The organism is Stenotrophomonas sp. YJH_SMC_120 (assembly GCF_059368675.1).
Map to the genome: position 1 here is coordinate 1 of NZ_JCAFRY010000011.1, position 19,293 is coordinate 19,293.

15 protein-coding genes are annotated in these 19,293 nt (G+C 67.1%); 9 read left to right on the forward strand and 6 right to left on the reverse strand.

All coding sequences use genetic code 11. The features are described 5' to 3' along the window. Nucleotides 1-130: integrase core domain-containing protein (locus AC5P60_RS13630; protein WP_197631242.1), on the forward strand; the 130-nt coding region annotated here is incomplete at its 5' end. Nucleotides 131-183: 53 nt separating this feature from the next. On the opposite strand, the gene AC5P60_RS13635 is transcribed toward AC5P60_RS13630, so the two are convergent. Next, complete coding sequence (locus AC5P60_RS13635; protein ID WP_483693732.1) at nt 184-1,101, reverse strand: LysR family transcriptional regulator; 918 nt, start codon at nt 1,099-1,101, stop codon at nt 184-186. Nucleotides 1,102-1,434: 333 nt separating this feature from the next. Beyond that, the gene (locus AC5P60_RS13640; protein ID WP_005407651.1) at nt 1,435-2,403 is read right to left on the reverse strand and encodes a LysR family transcriptional regulator; all 969 of its coding nucleotides are present in this window, start codon (nt 2,401-2,403) and stop codon (nt 1,435-1,437) included. 110 nt (nt 2,404-2,513) lie between these two features. Between AC5P60_RS13640 and aceB the strand changes: the two genes are divergently transcribed. From aceB to AC5P60_RS13660, 4 genes are all read left to right on the forward strand, one after another. After that, complete coding sequence (gene aceB, locus AC5P60_RS13645; protein WP_033833256.1) at nt 2,514-4,136, forward strand: malate synthase A; 1,623 nt, start codon at nt 2,514-2,516, stop codon at nt 4,134-4,136. A gap of 64 nt (nt 4,137-4,200) precedes the next feature. Beyond that, a complete protein-coding gene (gene aceA / locus AC5P60_RS13650) occupies nt 4,201-5,502 on the forward strand; it encodes an isocitrate lyase (RefSeq protein WP_005407653.1) in 1,302 nt (433 codons plus the stop codon). A 417-nt stretch (nt 5,503-5,919) separates the two neighbouring features. Further along, on the forward strand, nt 5,920-6,960 hold the full coding sequence (locus tag AC5P60_RS13655; RefSeq protein WP_024956231.1) for a GGDEF domain-containing protein: 1,041 nt from the start codon (nt 5,920-5,922) through the stop codon (nt 6,958-6,960). Between the two features lie 17 nt (nt 6,961-6,977). Next, on the forward strand, nt 6,978-9,482 hold the full coding sequence (locus tag AC5P60_RS13660) for a putative peptide modification system cyclase (protein ID WP_483693730.1): 2,505 nt from the start codon (nt 6,978-6,980) through the stop codon (nt 9,480-9,482). Nucleotides 9,483-9,489: 7 nt separating this feature from the next. On the opposite strand, the gene AC5P60_RS13665 is transcribed toward AC5P60_RS13660, so the two are convergent. Continuing rightward, on the reverse strand, nt 9,490-9,801 hold the full coding sequence (locus AC5P60_RS13665) for an NHLP-related RiPP peptide (RefSeq protein ID WP_049452942.1): 312 nt from the start codon (nt 9,799-9,801) through the stop codon (nt 9,490-9,492). 133 nt (nt 9,802-9,934) lie between these two features. On the opposite strand from AC5P60_RS13665, the gene AC5P60_RS13670 reads away from it, so the two are divergent. After that, a complete protein-coding gene (locus tag AC5P60_RS13670) occupies nt 9,935-11,110 on the forward strand; it encodes a putative peptide maturation dehydrogenase (RefSeq protein WP_483693729.1) in 1,176 nt (391 codons plus the stop codon). Between the two features lie 21 nt (nt 11,111-11,131). On the opposite strand, the gene AC5P60_RS13675 is transcribed toward AC5P60_RS13670, so the two are convergent. The 3 genes from AC5P60_RS13675 to AC5P60_RS13685 are packed head-to-tail and all read right to left on the reverse strand — an operon-like array spanning nt 11,132 to nt 15,940. Beyond that, nucleotides 11,132-13,147, reverse strand: coding sequence for an acetyl-CoA carboxylase biotin carboxylase subunit (locus AC5P60_RS13675; protein WP_370487256.1), 2,016 nt, complete (start codon nt 13,145-13,147; stop codon nt 11,132-11,134). 8 nt (nt 13,148-13,155) lie between these two features. Then, nucleotides 13,156-14,766, reverse strand: a complete 1,611-nt coding sequence (locus AC5P60_RS13680) for a carboxyl transferase domain-containing protein (RefSeq protein WP_483693728.1) — start codon at nt 14,764-14,766, stop codon at nt 13,156-13,158. Nucleotides 14,767-14,776: 10 nt separating this feature from the next. Beyond that, nucleotides 14,777-15,940, reverse strand: coding sequence for an isovaleryl-CoA dehydrogenase (locus AC5P60_RS13685; protein ID WP_005407660.1), 1,164 nt, complete (start codon nt 15,938-15,940; stop codon nt 14,777-14,779). A gap of 161 nt (nt 15,941-16,101) precedes the next feature. On the opposite strand from AC5P60_RS13685, the gene AC5P60_RS13690 reads away from it, so the two are divergent. From AC5P60_RS13690 to AC5P60_RS13700, 3 genes are all read left to right on the forward strand, one after another. Then, nucleotides 16,102-16,710: a TetR/AcrR family transcriptional regulator gene (locus AC5P60_RS13690; protein ID WP_005407661.1), complete on the forward strand. Its 609-nt coding sequence runs from the start codon at nt 16,102-16,104 to the stop codon at nt 16,708-16,710. A 205-nt stretch (nt 16,711-16,915) separates the two neighbouring features. Further along, nucleotides 16,916-17,434: a c-type cytochrome gene (locus AC5P60_RS13695; protein ID WP_005407662.1), complete on the forward strand. Its 519-nt coding sequence runs from the start codon at nt 16,916-16,918 to the stop codon at nt 17,432-17,434. Nucleotides 17,435-17,753: 319 nt separating this feature from the next. After that, a complete protein-coding gene (locus AC5P60_RS13700) occupies nt 17,754-19,199 on the forward strand; it encodes an ExeM/NucH family extracellular endonuclease (protein WP_483693727.1) in 1,446 nt (481 codons plus the stop codon). The last annotated feature ends 94 nt before the right edge of the window (nt 19,200-19,293 follow it).

A 19,293-nucleotide genomic window follows, 5' to 3' on the forward strand; every position in this document is an offset into this window, starting at 1 on the left:
AGAGCAACGTGATGCCGTGCTGCCTGAATGGCTGCATTACTACAACTGGCACCGACCCCACATGGGGATCGGCAGCCAACCGCCTATTTCCAGAATCCCGCTGAACAACGTGGTGGGTTTACACAGTTAGTCGACTGCTCTTCCATCAGATCGCGAAAACCCCGCGCTGCGCGCGATAGTCGACTAACAGTCGACTCTACCGGCGAATGCCCCGCGCAGCAGCGTGGCGAAATTGCGGATCAACGGGGTTACCCGTTCGCGATGCCACGCCAGCTGCACTTCCGAATGGGCACCGGTATCGGCCAGCGCCACGAAGCGCGATCCTTCCACCCGGATGTGATCGCACGAAGACGGCAGGATCGCGGCGCCCAGGCCTGCGGCGGCCAGGCTGATCAGCGTCGAGGCTTCACCCGCCTCCTGCACGATGCGCGGCGTGAATCCGGCAGCCGCGCACAACGCGATCATGTGGTCGTGGATGCCCGCGCCCGCGCTGCGCCGGAATGCCACGAACGGTTCCTGCGCGAAGTCGCGCAGCGACAGCGTGCCCTGCTTCGAAAGCCGGTGCAGGGCCGGGTGCCCGGCATGCACGATCAACGCCAGTGGATCGACGAACAGGCTGTGCGCCACCAGTTCCGGTGGCAACGCGCGCTTGCGGATGATGCCCACATCCAGTGACCCGTCGAGCAGCGCGTCGATCTGCTGCAGGGTGTTCATCTCGCTCAGCTGCAGCCGCACCTGCGGATACTGCTGGCGGTAATGCAGGATCGAACGCGGAATCTGCGGCGACAGCGGCGTGGCGCGGGTCAGGCCGATATGCAGTTCACCCTGCTCACCGCGCTGCGCGCGCTGTACCTCGTCCACCGCCGTCTCCACCTGCTGCACGATGGCGCGTGCACGTTCCTGCAGCAGCTCGCCCGCAGGCGTCAGCTGCACACGACGATGGCTGCGCACGAACAGGCGCGCACCGATCAGGTCCTCCAGCTGGCGGATCTGCTGGCTGAGCGGCGGCTGCGACATGCCCAGCCGCTCCGCCGCCTGGCCGAAGTGCAGCGTATCGGCAACAGCGAGGAAGTAACGCAGGTGGCGGAGTTCGATGGACATGCGGCCAGTCTATGCATCGCCAGCCACAAATGGAGCCAGATCATTCGTACGTCATCCACGCATGGCGTGGATCTACCGTGTCGACCAAGGTCGACACCCACCAACAGCAGTCCATGGCGTTCCGACAGACCACGGAGATCTGTCGAAGGCGGGGTGGGTCCGGTGGCGGGGGTGTCCGCGGCATGGATGCCGCGGCCAAGCCCCCAAGGACGGGTTTACGGCGTCCCCCGCCACCGGACCCACCCCGCCATCACACGGATAGCTCGCTGTCGCTGTTGCTTCGGCTGTTGCTCTGGCCTCTGCAGGTGCAGGGCGCAGCCCTGCCGAACACCCTCACCGCTCCGAATGCCCGCTCTGGTCGTAATCGCGTGGGCTGAACAACTCCGGCTGGATCAGCTCGATGAACGCCCGCGCCTGCGCCGACAGCGCCTTGCCCCGGCGCACGATCACCCCGTAACTGCGTTCCGGGAACCAGCGCTTCATCGACCGCGCCGCCAACCGCTCGCGGTCGGCCTCGTTCAGGCACAGCGCCGGCACGATCGAAATGCCCATGCCCATCGCCACGTACTGCTTGATCACCTCCCAGCCGCCGACCTCCAGTGCCACGGTGTAGGCGATGCGGTGGCGCTGGAACACCTGGTCCACCAGGCGATAGGTGATCTGCCGCTTCGGCGGCAGTACCAGCGGATAGCGCGCGATGTCGGCCAGCTCCAGCTCGCCGCCACTGGCCAGCGGATGATCGTGCGGTGCGATCAGCACCTGCTCGAAGCGATAGGCCGGGGCGTAGCTCAGGTCGGCCGGCACATCGGTCATCGAACCGATCGCCAGGTCGGCGGCATCCTCGCGCAGCAGGTCGGTGCCGTCGGCGCTGATCGCGTTGTGCAGGGTCAGGCGCACGTCCGGGTGATGCAGGCGGAAGCGTTCGACGATCTTCGGCAGCAGGTAGAGGATGGTGGAACTGTTGGCGGCGATGTTCAGTTCGCCCGCATCCAGTCCGCGCACCTTGTCGCGGAAGCGCGCCTCCAGCCCGTCCAGGTTTTCCACCAGTGGCTGCGCCATTTCATACAGCAGCTGGCCCTCGCGGCTGGGCACCAGGCGCCGCCCGCTGCGCTCGAACAGCGGCACCCCCAGCTCCCGTTCCAGCGCCTGCAACTGAAGGCTGATCGCCGGCTGGCTGACGAAAAGTGCCTCAGCCGCCCGTGAGACCGAACCCAGGCGCACGGTCTGGCAGAACGCGCGCAGCGGCTTCAGCCGGTCGGATTTGTAGGAAAAACGCGGACTTGGCGGGGTGCGTGTGCTCATCGTGTCACGAGTATTAGCATAACTTATGTAGAACATTGCAAAAACTGTTTTGCCAAATACTCGGGCCCAGCGGCACCGTGGAGTCGTTCCCCCACCGCTGGAGTCGCCCCATGTCCGCCGTCGCTTCCGCTGTTCCCACCCCTGCCAGCAAGGCCACCCCCGGTATCGCCCTGGCGACCCGCGTGGCCGGCCAGGACACCCTGCTGCCGGCGCCGTTGCTGGCCCTGCTGGTGTCGCTGCACCGCGCGGTGGAACCGGGCCGGCAGGCACGGCTGCAGGCCCGCCGCGAGCGCCAGGCGTTCTTCGACCAGGGCGGCCTGCCGGACTTCCGGGAAGACACCACCGCGATCCGCAACGGCGACTGGCGCGTTGCCCCGCTGCCGGCCGCGCTGCAGGACCGCCGCGTCGAGATCACCGGCCCGACCGACCCGAAGATGGTCATCAACGCGCTGAACTCCGGCGCCAAGGTGTTCATGGCCGACTTCGAGGATTCGACCTCGCCGACCTGGCGCAACCTGCTGGCCGGCCAGCAGTCGCTGGCGGCGGCGGTGCGCGGTGACCTGCAATTCACCGCTGCAAATGGCAAGCACTACAGCCTGCGCCCGTACGACGAGCAGGCGGTGCTGATCGTGCGCCCGCGCGGCTGGCACCTGGACGAAAAGCACGTGGCCATCGACGGCCAGCCGCTGGCCGGTGGCCTGTTCGACGCGGCGGTGTTCGCCTTCCACAACGCCCGCACCCTGCAGGCGAAGGACCGCGGCCCGTACTTCTACCTGCCCAAGCTGCAGAGCATGGAAGAGGCGGCGCTGTGGGAGACCGCGCTGTCGCACATCGAAGGCATGCTCGGCCTGCCGCATGGCCAGATCAAGGTGACGGTGCTGATCGAAACGCTGCCGGCGGTGTTCGAGATGGACGAGATCCTGCACGCGCTGCGTGACCGCATCGTCGGCCTGAACTGCGGGCGCTGGGACTACATCTTCTCGTACCTGAAGACCTTCCGCCGCCACGCCGACCGCGTGCTGCCCGAACGCGGCCAGGTGACCATGACCCAGCCGTTCCTGAAAGCGTATTCGGAGCTGCTGATCCAGACCTGCCACCGCCGCGGTGCGCATGCGATGGGCGGCATGGCCGCGCAGATTCCGATCAACAACGATGCCGCCGCCAACGAACAGGCGATGGCCCGTGTGCGCGCCGACAAGCTGCGCGAAGTCACCGCCGGCCATGACGGCACCTGGGTTGCACACCCGGCGCTGATTCCGGTGGCGATGGCGATCTTCGACGAACACATGCCCGGTGCGAACCAGCACAGCGTGCTGCGCCAAGACGTGCGCGTCGGCCGCGACGAACTGATCGCACGGCCGCCGGGCACCATCACCCGCGCCGGTTTCGAAGGCAACGTGGAAGTCTGCGTGCGCTACCTGGCCGCTTGGCTGGATGGCAACGGCTGCGTGCCGATCCACCACCTGATGGAGGATGCGGCCACCGCCGAGATCAGTCGCAGCCAGCTGTGGCAGTGGCTGCACACGCCGGGCCAGCAGCTGGACGACGGCACCGCGATCGACCTCGCGCTGCTGGATTCCACCCTCTCGCAGCTGCCGGCACGGCTGGGCGATACCGCCGCGCTGCCCGGTGGCGCACGCATCGGCGAGGCCATCGCCCTGCTCGGCGAACTGAGCCGCAGCGACGAACTGACCGATTTCCTGACCCTGCCGGCCTACGCGCGCATCGACTGACTGACTGCCCGCAAACCCGGCGTTTCCCTCCCCGTTGCACGCACGAACCGAACTGGAGAAAGACATGAGCAAGCTGCCCACTGCCGAACAGATCCAGCACGACTGGGATACCAACCCGCGTTGGGAAGGCATCCAGCGTAACTACAGCGCCGCCGACGTGGTCCGCCTGCGCGGCACCGTCCACATCGAGCATTCGCTGGCCCGCCTGGGTGCGGAGAAGCTGTGGGCATCGCTGCATGAGCGCGAGTTCGTCAACGCGTTGGGTGCACTGACCGGCAACCAGGCCATGCAGCAGGTCAAGGCCGGGCTGAAGGCGATCTACCTGTCCGGCTGGCAGGTGGCGGCCGACGCCAACCTGGCCGGCCAGATGTATCCGGACCAGTCGCTGTACCCGGCCGATTCGGTGCCGGCGGTGGTCAAGCGCATCAACAACACGCTGCTGCGTGCCGATCAGCTGCACCACGCCGAAGGCAAGGATGACATCGACTTCCTGCAGCCCATCGTGGCCGACGCAGAAGCCGGTTTCGGCGGCGTACTCAACGCCTTCGAACTGATGAAGGCGATGATCGAGGCCGGCGCCGCCGGCGTGCATTTCGAAGACCAGCTGGCGTCGGTGAAGAAGTGCGGCCACATGGGCGGCAAGGTGCTGGTGCCGACCCGCGAGGCCATCGAGAAGCTCAACGCCGCACGCCTGGCCGCCGACGTGCTGGGCGTGCCGACCCTGCTGGTCGCGCGCACCGATGCCGAGGCCGCGGATCTGCTGACCAGTGACATCGACGGCAACGACCGCCCGTTCACCACTGGCGAGCGCACCGTCGAGGGCTTCTACAAGACCCGCAATGGCCTGGACCAGGCGATCAGCCGTGGCCTGGCCTACGCGCCCTACGCCGACCTGGTGTGGTGCGAGACCGGCAAGCCGGACCTGGAATTCGCACGCAGGTTCGCCGAGGCGATCCATGCGAAGTTCCCGGGCAAGCTGCTGGCCTACAACTGCTCGCCCAGCTTCAACTGGAAGAAGAACCTGGACGACGCCACCATCGCCAAGTTCCAGCGTGAGCTGGGCAGCTATGGCTACAAGTTCCAGTTCATCACCCTGGCCGGCTTCCACGCGCTGAACTACGGCATGTTCAATCTGGCCCACGGCTACGCACGCCGCCAGATGAGCGCGTTCGTGGAACTGCAGGAAGCCGAGTTCGAAGCCGCCGAGCGTGGCTTCACCGCGGTCAAGCACCAGCGCGAGGTTGGCACCGGCTACTTCGATGCCGTGACCCAGGCGATCCAGCAGGGCCAGTCGTCGACCACCGCGTTGACCGGCTCGACCGAAGAAGAACAGTTCCACGGCGGGCGCAGCGAACGCGCTGCGTGATGCGGTAGTGCCGGCCGCTGGCCGGCACCCACGTGCTCCTTCGGGCACTACGGAGAAGCCGGCCAGCGGCCGGCTCTACCGGGGTCGCGAATCCGATCAGGGTGGCCAGGGAAGGGCCAGGCAACGCCGGCCGGTCGGGGGACTTGCCGGCGTTGTTGTATCGATGGAAACGCGATGAACGCATGCAGCGTCAATCCAGCGCACCCCACAGTCCGGCAACTTGGCCGAAACCCTGTGAAGGTGGCCATCAGATTGATCCGGAACGACTTTTCCCTGGACCGTGGCGGGCAGAACGGCCACCGTGCGCCTTCACATCGGGAAAGCGGACCACACGGCTCAAAATGAGATAGGGCGCACATTTAAAAGCGGTGCTATGCTCCGCGGCTCACCAGGGGACGCTGGCGGCGGGTGCAGGGAATGACCGGCAGGGGTGCGGCCGAGAACAGTGATGTGACGTCAGGTATCGCCCGGGTGGCGATGGCCGAGATCGTGCATGCGCTGCTGTCCGATGCCGAGGTCGCATTGTTCGCCAGATTTGCCCGTCCACGCAAGCTTCATGCCGGGCAGTGGCTGTTCCAGCGTGGCCACCGTGGCGAGCGCATGTACGTGATCCTGGAAGGCCAGATCGAACTGGACTTCGGCGAGGACCTGGTGATCAAGACCCTCGGGCAGCAGGAGTTCTTCGGTGAGCTGGGCCTGCTGGTGGGTGATCACCCGCGCAGCGCCAGTGCGCGCGCTCTGGTGGACTGCGAGGTGCTTGAGCTGGGGCCCGCCGACTTCCATCGTCTGGTGGAATCCGATCCGGGCCTGGTCGCCTACTTCCTGCGCCGCACGATCATGCGCGTGCTGACCAACGAACAGGCGCTGATCAGCCAGCTGCGCCGGCGCAACCATGATCTGGAAACCGCGCTGGACAATCTGTACATCACTACCCACCAGCTGACCCACACCCGTGAACTGGTGCGTACCGATGAACTGACCGGGCTGCACAACCGCCGTGGCCTCACCCTGTACCTGCAGGAATGCCGCGCCGATGGCAGTGGGCTGCCGCAGGCGCTGCTGCTCATCGACTGCGACCGCTTCAAGCAGATCAATGACCGCCATGGCCACCAGGCCGGCGATCGCGTGCTGCAGAGCATGGGCAACATCCTGCGCTCGATGGCCGGTGAGCAGGACCTGGCCTGCCGGCTCGGCGGTGACGAGTTCTGCCTGATCCTGCGTCGTGGCAACCACGAGATCGTGCAGCACGCGGCAGAGTTCATCCTCAGCGCGGTACACGGCCTGCTCGAGCGCAGCCACGGCACGCCGCACGTCAGCCTGGTCAGCATCGGCGCCAGCCTGCTGGACCCGGATGCGGGCTGGAGCGAGTGGTACGCCAGCGCGGATCGTGCGCTGTACCAGGCCAAGCGTGATGGTGGCAACTGCCTGCGTTGGGCAGACGCAGTGGACTCACCCTAGATCGGGAGACAGAGGCGATGAATGGCGACAACGGAACGTCGGCGCCGCACAACCAGCAACTGCGCGCCCTGCTGTTCACCGACCTGTGTGACTCGCTGCTGCTGGTCGAACGCATCGGCGATGTCGCTGCCGCCGAACTGTTCCAGGAACACGACCGGCTGGTGCTGGCGCTGCAGCAGCGCTGGAACGGCCAGCTGATCGATCGCTCCGACGGGCTGTTCATGCTGTTCGAGCGCCCGATCGACGCGCTTGGCTTCGCATTGGATTACCAGCGTGGGCTGCAACCGCTGGGGCAGAGACACGAGATCCATCTTCAGGCGCGGGCTGGTCTGCATGTGGGCGATGTGCTGACCTGGGAGAACAGCGCCGAGGCAGTGCGGGCTGGCGCCAAGGCGATTGAAGTCGAAGGCCTGGCCAAGCCGACGGCGGCGCGCCTGATGCAGTTGGCACGTCCGGGCCAGATCCTGCTTTCGGCGGTGGCCGAATCCATCGTGCGTCGCTCCAGTGGGTCGCTGGGCGCGATGGCTGAAGGCCTGCAATGGCGATCGTTCGGGCGATGGCGCTTCAAGGGCGTGAGCCAGCCAGCCGAAGTCTACGGCGTGCAGGCGGCGGGCATGCCCACCCCGGGGCGGCTGCGGCACACGGCCAAGGCCCGGCGTGATCTTCCGTTGTGGCGCCGTCCGCTGGCGATGGCGGCGCAGGCCGCCGTACTGCTGGCCGCAGTGCTTGGTGTCTGGTTGCTGACCCGGCCACAGCCGGCCATCGCGTTCGCCGAACGCGACTGGGTGGTGCTCGGCGGGCTGCATAACCTCACCGGCAATCGACTGCTCGATGACGCCCTGGACCAGGCGTTCCGGATCAGTCTCGAGCAGTCCCGCTACGTCAACGTCGTCAGTGACGACCGCGTCGGCCGCACCCTTGAGATGATGCGGAAACCGCCGGATCGCGGTGTCCGTGAACGTGGCGATGCCGCCGCTGTGGCGGTGCGCACGGGCGCCCGCCTGGTGTTCGTGCCATCGGCGACCGATGTCGGCGGCCGAACCCGCTTCAGCGTGGAGGTGGTCGAGCCGTCGACGCTGCGCACCCTGGCCGTGGTATCCGCCGATGCGAAGGCCGGTGCAGTACTGGCGGCGGTGGACGATGTTTCGCGCCAGCTGCGTGATCGCCTGGGCGAAGAGCCCGCATTGATCCAGCGCGACAGCCAATCCCTGCCGGAGGTGACCACGGGCAGCATGGATGCGTTGCGTGCGTTTGCCTTGGGCCAGAAGCGCTACGTGCGCGGTGACTACAAGGGAGCATTGGCGTTTTACCAGCAGGCCACGGAAATCGATCCAGAATTCGCACTGGCATGGCTGGGACAGACTCGCAGCCATTTCGCGGATGCGGATTTCTCCCGTGCCGCCAGCGTGTTGAAGAAGGCACAGCGATGGTCCCGACATCTGACCACACGTGAAGCGCTCTACGTGCGCAACTGGACCCTTCATCTGGGCGACCCCGACCGCGCAACCGATGGATGGATGCAGATGGCCGAGTTGTATCCGGACTATCTGCCGGCTGCGAACAATGCTGCGATCAGCCTCTATTGCGAGAACCGTTTCAGCGAAGCACTGCCGCTGGCGCAACGCGTTGCGATGAGCCAGGTCGATCTATTGGGCGTTGGCCAGGATCAGTACGGCCGCATCCTGCTGGCAATGGGGCGGTTCGATGAAGCAGACCGCGCGCTTTCCGTTGCAGCGGCCAGCGGCTGGCAGGGAGCACTGATGCGACAGGCGACCGTTGCAGCGGCGCGAGGCGACCTGGCACGGTCCCTGGGCTTGTTGCAGAAGATCGACGCCAGCGACTATCACGCCGACAACATCCGCATTTCCGTCCAGCTGGACAAGGGTGACATCCAGGCCGCGCTGTGGAATGCCGAGCGCGGCATGCAGCGGAGCTACGCCATGCCCGGTGTTGACCGCTTCAACTTCTATGTTCCCCTGGCCGTCGCGCGATTGCAGGCGGGCCAGCATTCAAGCGTCGGACCGCTGCTGGATGAGGCGATCCACCGGACATTCGAAGGCATCGAATCAGTTCCCGTGGTCGATGCCGTTGATCGTATCGTCACCGCCCAGGCCGCGGCACTTGTAGGGTTGCGCATGGGGGACGCCCGCTACGCCAGGCAGGTCGAGCGTCGCTGGGCTTCGTTGCAGAGAAAGCCGGAAAGCGCCGTCATCCGCGAATTCGATGCTGTGCTGGGCGCGGAGAGGCTGCGCGCATCAGGTAAACCGCTGCAGGCACTCCAGCTGCTCGAACCCTATCTGGGTGCTCGCTCGCGGGTGCAATCGCGGGTCGCGGCGATGAAGGCGGCCCGCGATGCGGGCTTGGATGCCCAGATGCTCGACCAGAAGCGTTGGCTGGCCACCAACCCCGGCCTTGCGTACGCAGAGATCGAATGCAGTTACTGCCTGCAGGCGATGAACGTGCTGGATGTGCGCGAGGCTGCCCGGCCTTTGCCCGCAGCGGAGACCAGGCCCGAAGGGTGAGCGGTTCTCAGCGGAGCGTACGCGGGGAATTACCTGTGTTGCCGTTCTCGAGCATTGGCACGGTGTAGGCCGTTCCACTGGACAGCATCGCGACGATCTGCGCGTGTGCCTGCTCGATGACGGCTTTGTCCGCCAGCTCGATGGAGGCACAGCACATGGCGACGAACTGGCTCAGCTCGGCCGGATCTGCAGGAACGTGGCCGGCTTCCAGCAACGCCGCCTCCGGCGACTGGGTGAAACGGCCGCGGAATGCGTCATCGGTGGCGAGCAGGTTCACAAGATTCTGCGCGACGGCAGGTTCCAGCTGCAGGGTGGGCATGGTGGGGTCCGGAAACGTCGATATGGAACCTTGATGTCGGCGCAGGGGAGCGCTTCTTGAGTGACCGCCGCGCTGCCATCAAGGAATCGCGGTATCGCTCGATAACGTGGCAGGAATATCCAAAGGAAAGAACATGCAGGTCAGGCGCTGTTCGGTACTGATGATGGAGCTGCGGGAAACGGTAACGTTCGACCTGCAGGGCCTGATGCAGGGCGGTGATGGGCTTCGTCGCAGGCAGGCCTGGCTTGCGCTCGCGCCGCACTTGCCCGAACCGGTCGAACTGGATGCCAGGCAGCAGGCCTGGCTGGGTCGGCTCAGCCCCAGCGCATGGCAGGAGGTCGCGGTGGAAAGCGAGGAGGCGGGCATGGTGTCGCCCCTGCAGCAGGCAGGGCTGGTGTTTGTCCAGGGCAGCGCGACGGATGCAGCGTCGATTGCCGACGAGGCATTGCGCTCGACCTACTGGCACCCGCTTGCTGCCGTGCTGCACGCATTCTCGCGCTGGGATGGGGTGGATGCCGTCGGCAACATGCGCGCGTCCAGGACCGAGACGGCCGTGCAGATGCGTGAAACACTGGGAGCGCCGCCTGCGACCACGGTGTCACGTTGCAGCGAAGGCGCCATTGCGCTGCCCAGGGCCGAGCCGGCAGCCTTCGACACGCTGCTGGCCCGTCGCGCAACCTGTCGCAACTTCGACTGGCAGCGACCGCTGCCGCTGCCGATGCTGGCGCGGATGTTGCAGCGGACCTTCGGCAGTACCGGAGAACACCGTGTCGGCGAGGACCTGGTGTTCATGAAGAAGAACGTGCCCTCCGGTGGCGGGCTGCATCCCATCGAGGCCTATCTGGTGGTGCAGCACGTCGAAGGGCTGCCGGCGGGCCTGTACCACTATCGCGGCGATACCCATGTGCTGGAGCCGGTGGCCTCGGACAGCGAGGTGGACCGTGACTTCGTGATGGATGTTGTGGGCCAGCAGCACTGGTTTGCCGATGCGCACGTGCTGGTGATCCTGGCGCCGCGCTTCGACCGTACATTCTGGAAGTATCGCCAGCACGCGAAAAGCTACCGCGTCATCGCCCTTGAGGCGGGCCATCTGTCCCAGACACTGTATCTGGCCGCGACCGACGATGGCCTGGGTGCGTTCATCACTGCGGCAATCAACGAGAAAGCAATCGAGCGTGCCCTTTCCTTGGATCCCGTCACCGATGGCGTGCTCGCTGTGTGCGGCTTCGGCTGGCGCGCCGCGACCATGACCACGACCGAGCTGGACCCTGCAGGCACGATCTGGAACCTTGAAGACCGCGCGGGCTGACCCCGCGCGGCCTCTGCTGCATCACGCCGCTTCGAAGTCCACCAGTACCGCGCCATCACCCACCTGGTCGCCGGCCTTGGCGCGATAGCCCTTCACCGTCCCATCCGCCGGTGCCTGCAGGGTGTGCTCCATCTTCATCGCTTCCAGCACCACCAGCGGCGTGCCGCGCTTGACCTCGGTACCGGCGGCGACCAGCGTGGCGACGATCCTGCCCGGCATCGGCGCCAGCAGGCTGCCGGCATCCGCCACGGCGTGGTCCGATTCGCCCACCGGATCGTGCAGGGTGAAGCGGTGCTGGCCGTCGGCGCCGAACAGGTACAGCTGGTCACCGTCGCGCAGCAGCTGCAGCGACCAGCGGCGTTCGCCCAGCTGCACGGTAAGATGCTGCGCATCGGCTGTGCCGATCACCTGAACCGGCGCGGCGTCATCGCGCTGCACGCGCCAGCCATCGGCCTGTGCCCACACTTTGAGCGTGTGCTTGCGTTCGCCCTGCTGCAGCGGCAGCACGCGCGGTGCCGATGCGCCGAGGCGCCAGCCATCCTGGGCCTGCCATGGCGAATGCGGGTCGCGCGCGTCGGTGCTGGCACCGGCAGTGCCAGCAACCGCGGCCACGGCGGCCAGCTGCCACAGGGCATCATCCGTTTCGCCCACTGCACTCAATGCCGCCTGTTCGCGTTCGATCAGCGCGGTATCCAGCCTGGCGTGCGCGAACGAATCGGTATTCACCAGCCGGCGCAGGAAGCCGGCATTGGTGGTCACGCCTACCACCTGGCAGTCGGCCAGCGCCTGGCTCATGCGGCGCAGCGCGGCATCGCGGTCCACGTCCCAGACGATCAGCTTGGCAATCATCGGGTCGTAGTACGGAGTGATGCTGTCGCCTTCCTCCACGCCGGTATCCACGCGCACATGGGCCGACGGGATTGGCAGGCGCAGGCGGCGCAGGGTGCCGGTGGAGGGCAGGAAGCCACGGTCGGCATCTTCGGCATACAGGCGCGCTTCGATCGCGTGGCCGTGGATGGCCAGCTGCTCCTGGCGCAGCGGCAGCGGCTGGCCCGAGGCCACGCGCAGCTGCCATTCCACCAGGTCGGTACCGGTGATGTACTCGGTGACCGGGTGCTCGACCTGCAGGCGGGTGTTCATTTCCATGAAGTAGAAATCGCCGTCCGGGCCGGCGATGAACTCCACCGTGCCCGCACCTTCATAGCCCACCGCGCGCGCGGCATCGACCGCCGCCTTGCCCATCGCCGCACGACGTTCCGCGCTCATGCCCGGGGCCGGCGCTTCTTCCAGCACCTTCTGGTGGCGGCGCTGCACCGAGCAGTCGCGCTCGAACAGGTACACCGCGTCACCGTGGCTGTCGCCGAATACCTGGATCTCGATATGACGCGGGCGCTCGACATACTTCTCGACCAGAACGTGGTCGTTGCCGAACGCCGAGGCCGCCTCGCGCTGGCAGCTGGCCAGCGCATCGACGAAGTCCTCGCTGCGCTCGACCTTGCGCATGCCCTTGCCACCGCCACCGGCGCTGGCCTTGATCAGTACCGGGTAGCCGATGGCGTCGGCCTGCGTGCGCAGGAAGTCCGGTGCCTGCTGATCGCCGTGGTAGCCCGGGGTCAGCGGTACGCCGGCCTTGGCCATCAGCGCCTTGGCCGCGCTCTTGTCGCCCATCGCGCGGATGGCGCTGGCCGGCGGCCCGATGAAGGTGATGCCGGCGGCGGTGCAGGCATCGGCGAAGTCGGCATTCTCGGACAGGAAGCCGTAGCCGGGGTGGATGGCCTGCGCGCCGGTCGCGCGTGCCGCGTCGAGCAGCGCATCGCCGCGCAGATAGCTCTCACGCGCGGCGGCCGGACCAATGCGGATGGCTTCGTCGGCCAGGCGCACGTGGCGCGCGTTGCGGTCGGCATCGGAATACACCGCCACGGTGGCGATGCCGAGGCGGCGGCAGGTGGCGATGACGCGACAGGCGATTTCGCCACGGTTGGCGATCAGGACTTTGGTGAACATGGCAACGGGCTTCATGGGAGCGTGCTCGGTCATGGCATGGATTACATGCGGAACACGCCGAAGCGCGTCTGCTGCGGGGCGGCGTTGAGGCTGGCCGATAGCGCCAGGGCCAGCACCCGGCGGGTGTCGGCCGGATCGATCACGCCGTCGTCCCACAGGCGCGCGCTGGCGTAGTACGGGTGGCCCTGCTGCTCGAACTGGTCGCGGATCGGCGCCTTGAACGCGTCTTCCTCCGCAGCCGGCCACTGGCCGCCCTTGGCCTCGATGCCATCGCGCTTGACCGTGGCCAGCACGCTGGCGGCCTGCTCGCCGCCCATCACGCCGATGCGTGCGTTCGGCCACATCCACAGGAAGTTCGGCGAGTACGCGCGGCCGCACATGCCGTAGTTGCCGGCGCCGAACGAACCGCCGATCACCACGGTGAACTTGGGAACCCTGGCGCAGGTCACCGCCATCACCAGCTTGGCGCCGTCCTTGGCGATGCCGCCCTGTTCGTACTTGCGGCCGACCATGAAGCCGGTGATGTTCTGCAGGAACACCAGCGGAATGTTGCGCTGGGTGCACAGCTCGATGAAGTGCGCGCCCTTCAGCGCCGACTCGGAGAACAGGATGCCGTTGTTGGCGATGATGCCGATCGGGTAGCCGTTCAGATGGGCGAAGCCGGTCACCAGCGTCGCGCCATAGCGCGGCTTGAATTCGTCGAAGCGCGAGCCATCGACCAGCCGCGCGATCACCTCGCGTACGTCGTAGGGCTTGCGCGTATCGGCCGGGATCACACCGTACAGTTCGTGTGCCGGCAGCAGCGGTTCTTCGCTGGCCTGCACCGCCATCGCCGGTTCCGGCTTGCGCCAGTTCAGCTGCGCGATGATCGCACGCACCCGTGCCAGTGCCTGCAGATCGTTGTCAGCCATGTGGTCGGCCACGCCGGATATGCGCGTGTGCACGTCGGCGCCGCCCAGTTCCTCGGCGGTCACTACTTCACCGGTGGCCGCCTTCACCAGCGGCGGGCCGCCGAGGAAGATCGTGCCCTGCTCGCGCACGATCACCGTCTCGTCGCTCATCGCCGGCACGTAGGCGCCACCAGCGGTGCAGCTGCCCATCACGCAGGCGATCTGCGGAATGCCCTGCGCCGACAGGTTGGCCTGGTTGTAGAAGATGCGGCCGAAATGGTCACGGTCGGGGAAGACTTCGTCCTGCAGCGGCAGGAACGCGCCGCCGGAATCGACCAGGTAGATGCACGGCAGGTGGTTCTGTTCGGCAATCTCCTGCGCGCGCAGGTGCTTCTTCACCGTCATCGGGTAGTAGGTGCCGCCCTTGACCGTGGCATCGTTGGCCACGATCACGCATTCCACGCCGCTCACCCGGCCGATGCCGGCCACCACGCCGGCGGCCGGCACGGCGTCTTCGTACATGCCATGCGCGGCCAGCGGCGCGATTTCGAGGAAGGCGCTGCCGGGGTCGAGCAGGGCGTCGATGCGGTCGCGCACCAGCAGCTTGCCGCGTGCGGTGTGCTTGGCGCGTGCGGCTTCGCTGCCACCCAGCGCGGTGCGCGCCAGGGTGGCGTGCAGATCGTCGACCACGGCCTGCATGGCCGCGCGGTTGCTTTCAAACGTTTCGCTGCCCGGTTGCAGCTGGCTGTTCAGGACGGTCATCGCGGTGGCCTTACAGGGTGCGCTGGAACAGTTCGCGGCCGATCAGCATGCGGCGGATCTCCGAGGTGCCGGCGCCGATTTCATACAGCTTGGCGTCGCGCCACAAGCGGCCGGTCGGGTATTCGTTGATGTAGCCATTGCCGCCCAGGATCTGGATCGCCTGGCCGGTCAGCCAGGTCGCCTTCTCGGCGGCGTACAGGATGGCACCGGCGGCGTCCTGGCGGGTGGTGCGGCCCTGGTCGCAGGCGCGCGCCACGGCATAGACATAGGCGCGGCAGGCGCCCAGGCCGACGTACATGTCGGCGATCTTGGCCTGGATCAGCTGGAAGCTGCCGATCGCCTCACCGAACTGGTGGCGCTCGTGCACGTACGGCATCACCACGTCCATCGCCGCGGCCATCAGGCCCAGCGGGCCGCCGGACAGCACCACGCGCTCGTAGTCCAGGCCGGACATCAGCACGCGCACGCCACCGCCAACCTGGCCCAGCACGTTTTCTTCCGGCACTTCGCAGTCCTGGAACACCAGCTCGCAGGTGGGCGAGGAACGCATGCCCAGCTTGTCCAGCTTCTGCGCGGTGGAGAAGCCCTTCATGCCCTTCTCGACCAGGAACGCGGTGATGCCCTTGGCGCCGGCGTCCATGTCGGTCTTGGCATAGACCACCAGCACGTCCGCATCCGGGCCGTTGGTGATCCACATCTTGTTGCCGTTGAGCACGTAGCGGTCGCCGCGCTTGTCGGCGCGCAGCTTCATCGACACCACGTCCGAACCGGCACCCGGCTCGCTCATTGCCAGCGCGCCGACCAGGCTGCCGTCGCACAGGCCGGGCAGGAAGCGTTGCTTCTGTTCTTCGTTGCCGTTCTTGCGCAGCTGGTTCACGCACAGGTTGGAGTGCGCGCCATAGGACAGGCCGATGCCGCCGGAGGCACGCGAGATTTCTTCCATCGCCACCACGTGGGCCAGGTAGCCCATGCCGGTGCCGCCGTATGCTTCTTCCACGGTGAGGCCGAGCAGGCCCTGTTCGCCCAGCTTCGGCCACAGGGCCAGCGGGAACTGGTTGCTGGCATCGGCCTCGGCGGCCAGCGGTGCGACCTCGGCGGCGGCAAAATGGGCCACGCTCTGGCGCAGCAGGTCGATGTCTTCGCCAAGGTCGAAGTTCAGGGATGGCACGTGCATTGTGGTGGCTCCACGACGGGATGGCAGGAAATGGACGCACCCGGCGGGAAAGCGGGCGGCGGTCTGCAGGACCGCTGCCCGCACGGGCGATTGGACCCCAGCGTAGCGGGGTTCGGATAAGAAGTGAATACAAATTCAAAAATTGAAACCAGAATCAAAACATGGCCTACAAACGCTCTGCACTGATGGAAGAACGCCTGGCCGGGGCCCGTGAACGGATCCTGCTGGCCACCCGTGAGCTGGTCGCCACCGGCGGCTGGCGCAACGCCCCGGTGACCGCCGTGGCGACCCAGGCGGGGGTATCCACCGGCCTGATCTATCGCCATTTCCCGTCCAAGGCCGAGCTGTTCGTGGAGGTGCTCAACGCCGCGGTGGCCCACGAGGTCGCGATCATGGAGCGCATCGCCAGTGGTCCGGAGGTGGCCAGCGAGCGCCTGCGGCTGGCGATCACCGCCTTCGTTCGCCGCGCCCTGGCCGGGCCGGGGCTGGCGCATGCCTTCATCGTCGAACCGGTCGATCCGGACGTGGAGGCTGAGCGCATGCGTGGTCGTCGCGCCTTCGGCGACGTGTTCCTGCGGCTGGTGGAGGAGGGCGTGGCCGCCGGTGAGCTGCCGGCGCAGGACGCGCATGTGGCCGCCGCCTGCCTGGTCGGCGCCTTCACCGAGGCGATGGTCGGCCCGACCGCACCCAGCCGCGAAGCGCACCGCGACGAAGACGCGCTGGTGGATGCGATCTGCAGCTTCTGCCTGCGCGCAATCGGCGCCCGGTAACGTGGTAGAGCCGGCCGCTGGCCGGCTTCTGCACGATCCATCCGGCGGGATGGCGATGCCGGCCAGCGGCCGGCACTACCGGGCCGGCATGTTGCGCCGCACCAGCAGTGACGCCTGTTGTCGCACGCAAAGCGCGTTCTATACTCGGTCCATCACGCAGTCGCTCAGCCGTGGTCCAACGACTATCAGCCAGGGGTAACGAAGAGTGCGGAATTACGATCTGGAGTTCCTGAAACGCTTCTCCATGGTGATCGCGCTGCTGGCGACCATCACCCTCGGCCTCATCCTCCTTGCCGCCTACATCCACACCCGGATTCCGCCCGAGGTGTCGCCGACGGCGGCCAAGCGCACCGAACAGCGCATTTCGCCCACCGGCGCGGTCTATGCCGGCAGCACCGGCGCCGCCGCGCAGGCAGCGGCCAAGGCCGCCGCGCTGGCCAAGGCCGCCTCGCAGGTGGCCTACGGTGGCACCAAGGACGGCAAGGTCATCTTCGACAACCTGTGCACGGCCTGCCACACCACCGGCGTGGGCATGGCGCCGACGCTGGACCATTCGCACTGGGACAAGCGCATCGCGCAGGGCAAGGACACCCTCTACAAGCACGCCATCGAGGGCTACACCGGCCCGGATGGCGGCATCATGCCGCCCAAGGGTGGCAACCCGGCGCTGACCGAGGAACAGATCCACGCCACCGTGGACTGGATGCTGGGCAACCTGAAGTAGGCGCCGGGACGGCCAAACCGCGAAACGGCGGAAACGTCGGAAACGTCGGAACATGGAACCGCCGAACGGGATGGCGGAACCGCGGAACGGGGGTAGAGTCGACTGTTGGTCGACTGCTCTTCCCAACGCCACCGAAAAAGCCCGCGCTGCGCGCGATAGTCGATTAACAGTCGACTCTACCCGCCGGTCGCCCCAATCGCCGCGGTCGTTCTCCGTCTGCCACCGGCGGCTTTGCCGGCCAAGGCCAAAACCGCGCGCGTCGCTGGGGTTTCGCATTTCAAGGTTAGTCTGTGCGCCTCTTCCATGGAGTCGCCCGCCGATGCGCCGCCGTTCCCTCGCCCTTGCCCTGTCCCTGCTGCTGCCGGCCGGCGCCTTTGCCCAGGCCCAGCCGCAGGCCGCACCGGCCGCGGCGCCCTCCGCTGCGCGCAGCAGCGCCACCGTGGTGCTGACCGCCGCGCCGGCCGACTGGCGTGCACTGGATGGCCAGCGCGTGCGCATCGCCGCACCGCTGACCCTGGCCGGTACCGACGGCCTGGAGCGCTTCGGCCAGCTCACCGTGGCCTTCGATGGCCGCCTCTGGCAGCCGACCGAAGTGGCCACGCCGGGCACTGCCGGCTATGAGCAGGTGATGGCCGACAACCAGCGCCGCCGCCTGGTGCTGGAAGATGGCAGCGATGCCCGCGACCCGGCCAGCGTGGCTTACCTGCCGGGCAACCCGGTGCTGCGCACCGGCATGCAGCTGCGCGATGTGCAGGGCATCGTGCGCATGGATGCGCATGGCCATCCGCGCCTGCAGGTCGAAGGCGCGCTGAAGCTGCCGGAGCTGAAGCGCCCGGCGGTGCCGACCGTGCCGGGCAACCTGCATGTGGCGGCCTTCAACCTGGAGAACTTCTTCAACGGCGACGGCCAGGGCGGTGGCTTCCCGACCCTGCGCGGCGCACGCACGCTGCAGGAACACAAGGCGCAGATGGCCAAGCTGGTCACCACGGTCAACGCGCTGGGCGCCGATGTCGCCGCGCTGATGGAGCTGGAGAACGACGGCTACGGCCCGCAGTCGGCCATCGCCGAACTGGTCGATGCGCTCAACCGCGACCGTGGCGCGCAGGGCGACTGGCGCTTTGTCGACGCGGGCAACGGCCCCGGTGACAACCCGATCCGGGTCGGCATCATCTACCGCAGCGCGCGCCTGCAGCCGGTGGGCAAGCCGGCCACGCTGACCGGTGGCCCCTTCGTCGAGCACAGCCGCGTGCCGCTGGCGCAGGCCTTCCAGGGCAAGCAGGGCGCGCCGTTCGTGGTGGTGGCCAACCACTTCAAGTCAAAGGGCTGCCGCGACGCCGCCGGTGCCGACGCCGACCAAAACGACAACCAGGGCTGCTGGAACGCCACCCGCGTGACCTCGGCGCAGCAGCTGCACGCCTGGCTGCAGACCGACCCGACCGGTACCGGTGCAAAGGACGCGGTGCTGCTCGGCGATTTCAATGCCTACGCGATGGAAGACCCGATCCGCACCCTGCATGACCTGGGCTGGCAGGACGCGTTCAAGGTCGCCAAGATCGAGCATCCCTACAGCTACGTCTACAACGGCTATACCGGCCGCCTCGACCACGCGCTGCTGAGCCCGGGCATGGCCAAGCGCCTGCGCGGTGCCGCCGAGTGGCACAGCAACGCCGACGAGCAGGATGCCAGCGGCTACCAGGGCCGCAACGTGCAGGGCCCGTGGCGCAGCTCCGACCACGACCCGCTGTTGTTGGGTTTCGACAGATAAGGTTCGGCGGGGACCTGCTCTGGGCGGGACCTTGATCGGCACGGATCCTGCCGTTGCTTTTGATCTTCCACTCCGTCTTCAAGCGAGCCGAGCA

Coding starts and splice junctions, on each gene's coding strand:
- AC5P60_RS13635 (WP_483693732.1), bottom strand. CDS start 1,101: ATGTCCATCGAACTCCGCCACCTGCGTTACTTCCTCGCTGTTGCCGAT.
- AC5P60_RS13640 (WP_005407651.1), bottom strand. CDS start 2,403: ATGAGCACACGCACCCCGCCAAGTCCGCGTTTTTCCTACAAATCCGAC.
- aceB (WP_033833256.1), top strand. CDS start 2,514: ATGTCCGCCGTCGCTTCCGCTGTTCCCACCCCTGCCAGCAAGGCCACC.
- aceA (WP_005407653.1), top strand. CDS start 4,201: ATGAGCAAGCTGCCCACTGCCGAACAGATCCAGCACGACTGGGATACC.
- AC5P60_RS13655 (WP_024956231.1), top strand. CDS start 5,920: ATGACCGGCAGGGGTGCGGCCGAGAACAGTGATGTGACGTCAGGTATC.
- AC5P60_RS13660 (WP_483693730.1), top strand. CDS start 6,978: ATGAATGGCGACAACGGAACGTCGGCGCCGCACAACCAGCAACTGCGC.
- AC5P60_RS13665 (WP_049452942.1), bottom strand. CDS start 9,801: ATGCCCACCCTGCAGCTGGAACCTGCCGTCGCGCAGAATCTTGTGAAC.
- AC5P60_RS13670 (WP_483693729.1), top strand. CDS start 9,935: ATGCAGGTCAGGCGCTGTTCGGTACTGATGATGGAGCTGCGGGAAACG.
- AC5P60_RS13675 (WP_370487256.1), bottom strand. CDS start 13,147: ATGACCGAGCACGCTCCCATGAAGCCCGTTGCCATGTTCACCAAAGTC.
- AC5P60_RS13680 (WP_483693728.1), bottom strand. CDS start 14,766: ATGACCGTCCTGAACAGCCAGCTGCAACCGGGCAGCGAAACGTTTGAA.
- AC5P60_RS13685 (WP_005407660.1), bottom strand. CDS start 15,940: ATGCACGTGCCATCCCTGAACTTCGACCTTGGCGAAGACATCGACCTG.
- AC5P60_RS13690 (WP_005407661.1), top strand. CDS start 16,102: ATGGCCTACAAACGCTCTGCACTGATGGAAGAACGCCTGGCCGGGGCC.
- AC5P60_RS13700 (WP_483693727.1), top strand. CDS start 17,754: ATGCGCCGCCGTTCCCTCGCCCTTGCCCTGTCCCTGCTGCTGCCGGCC.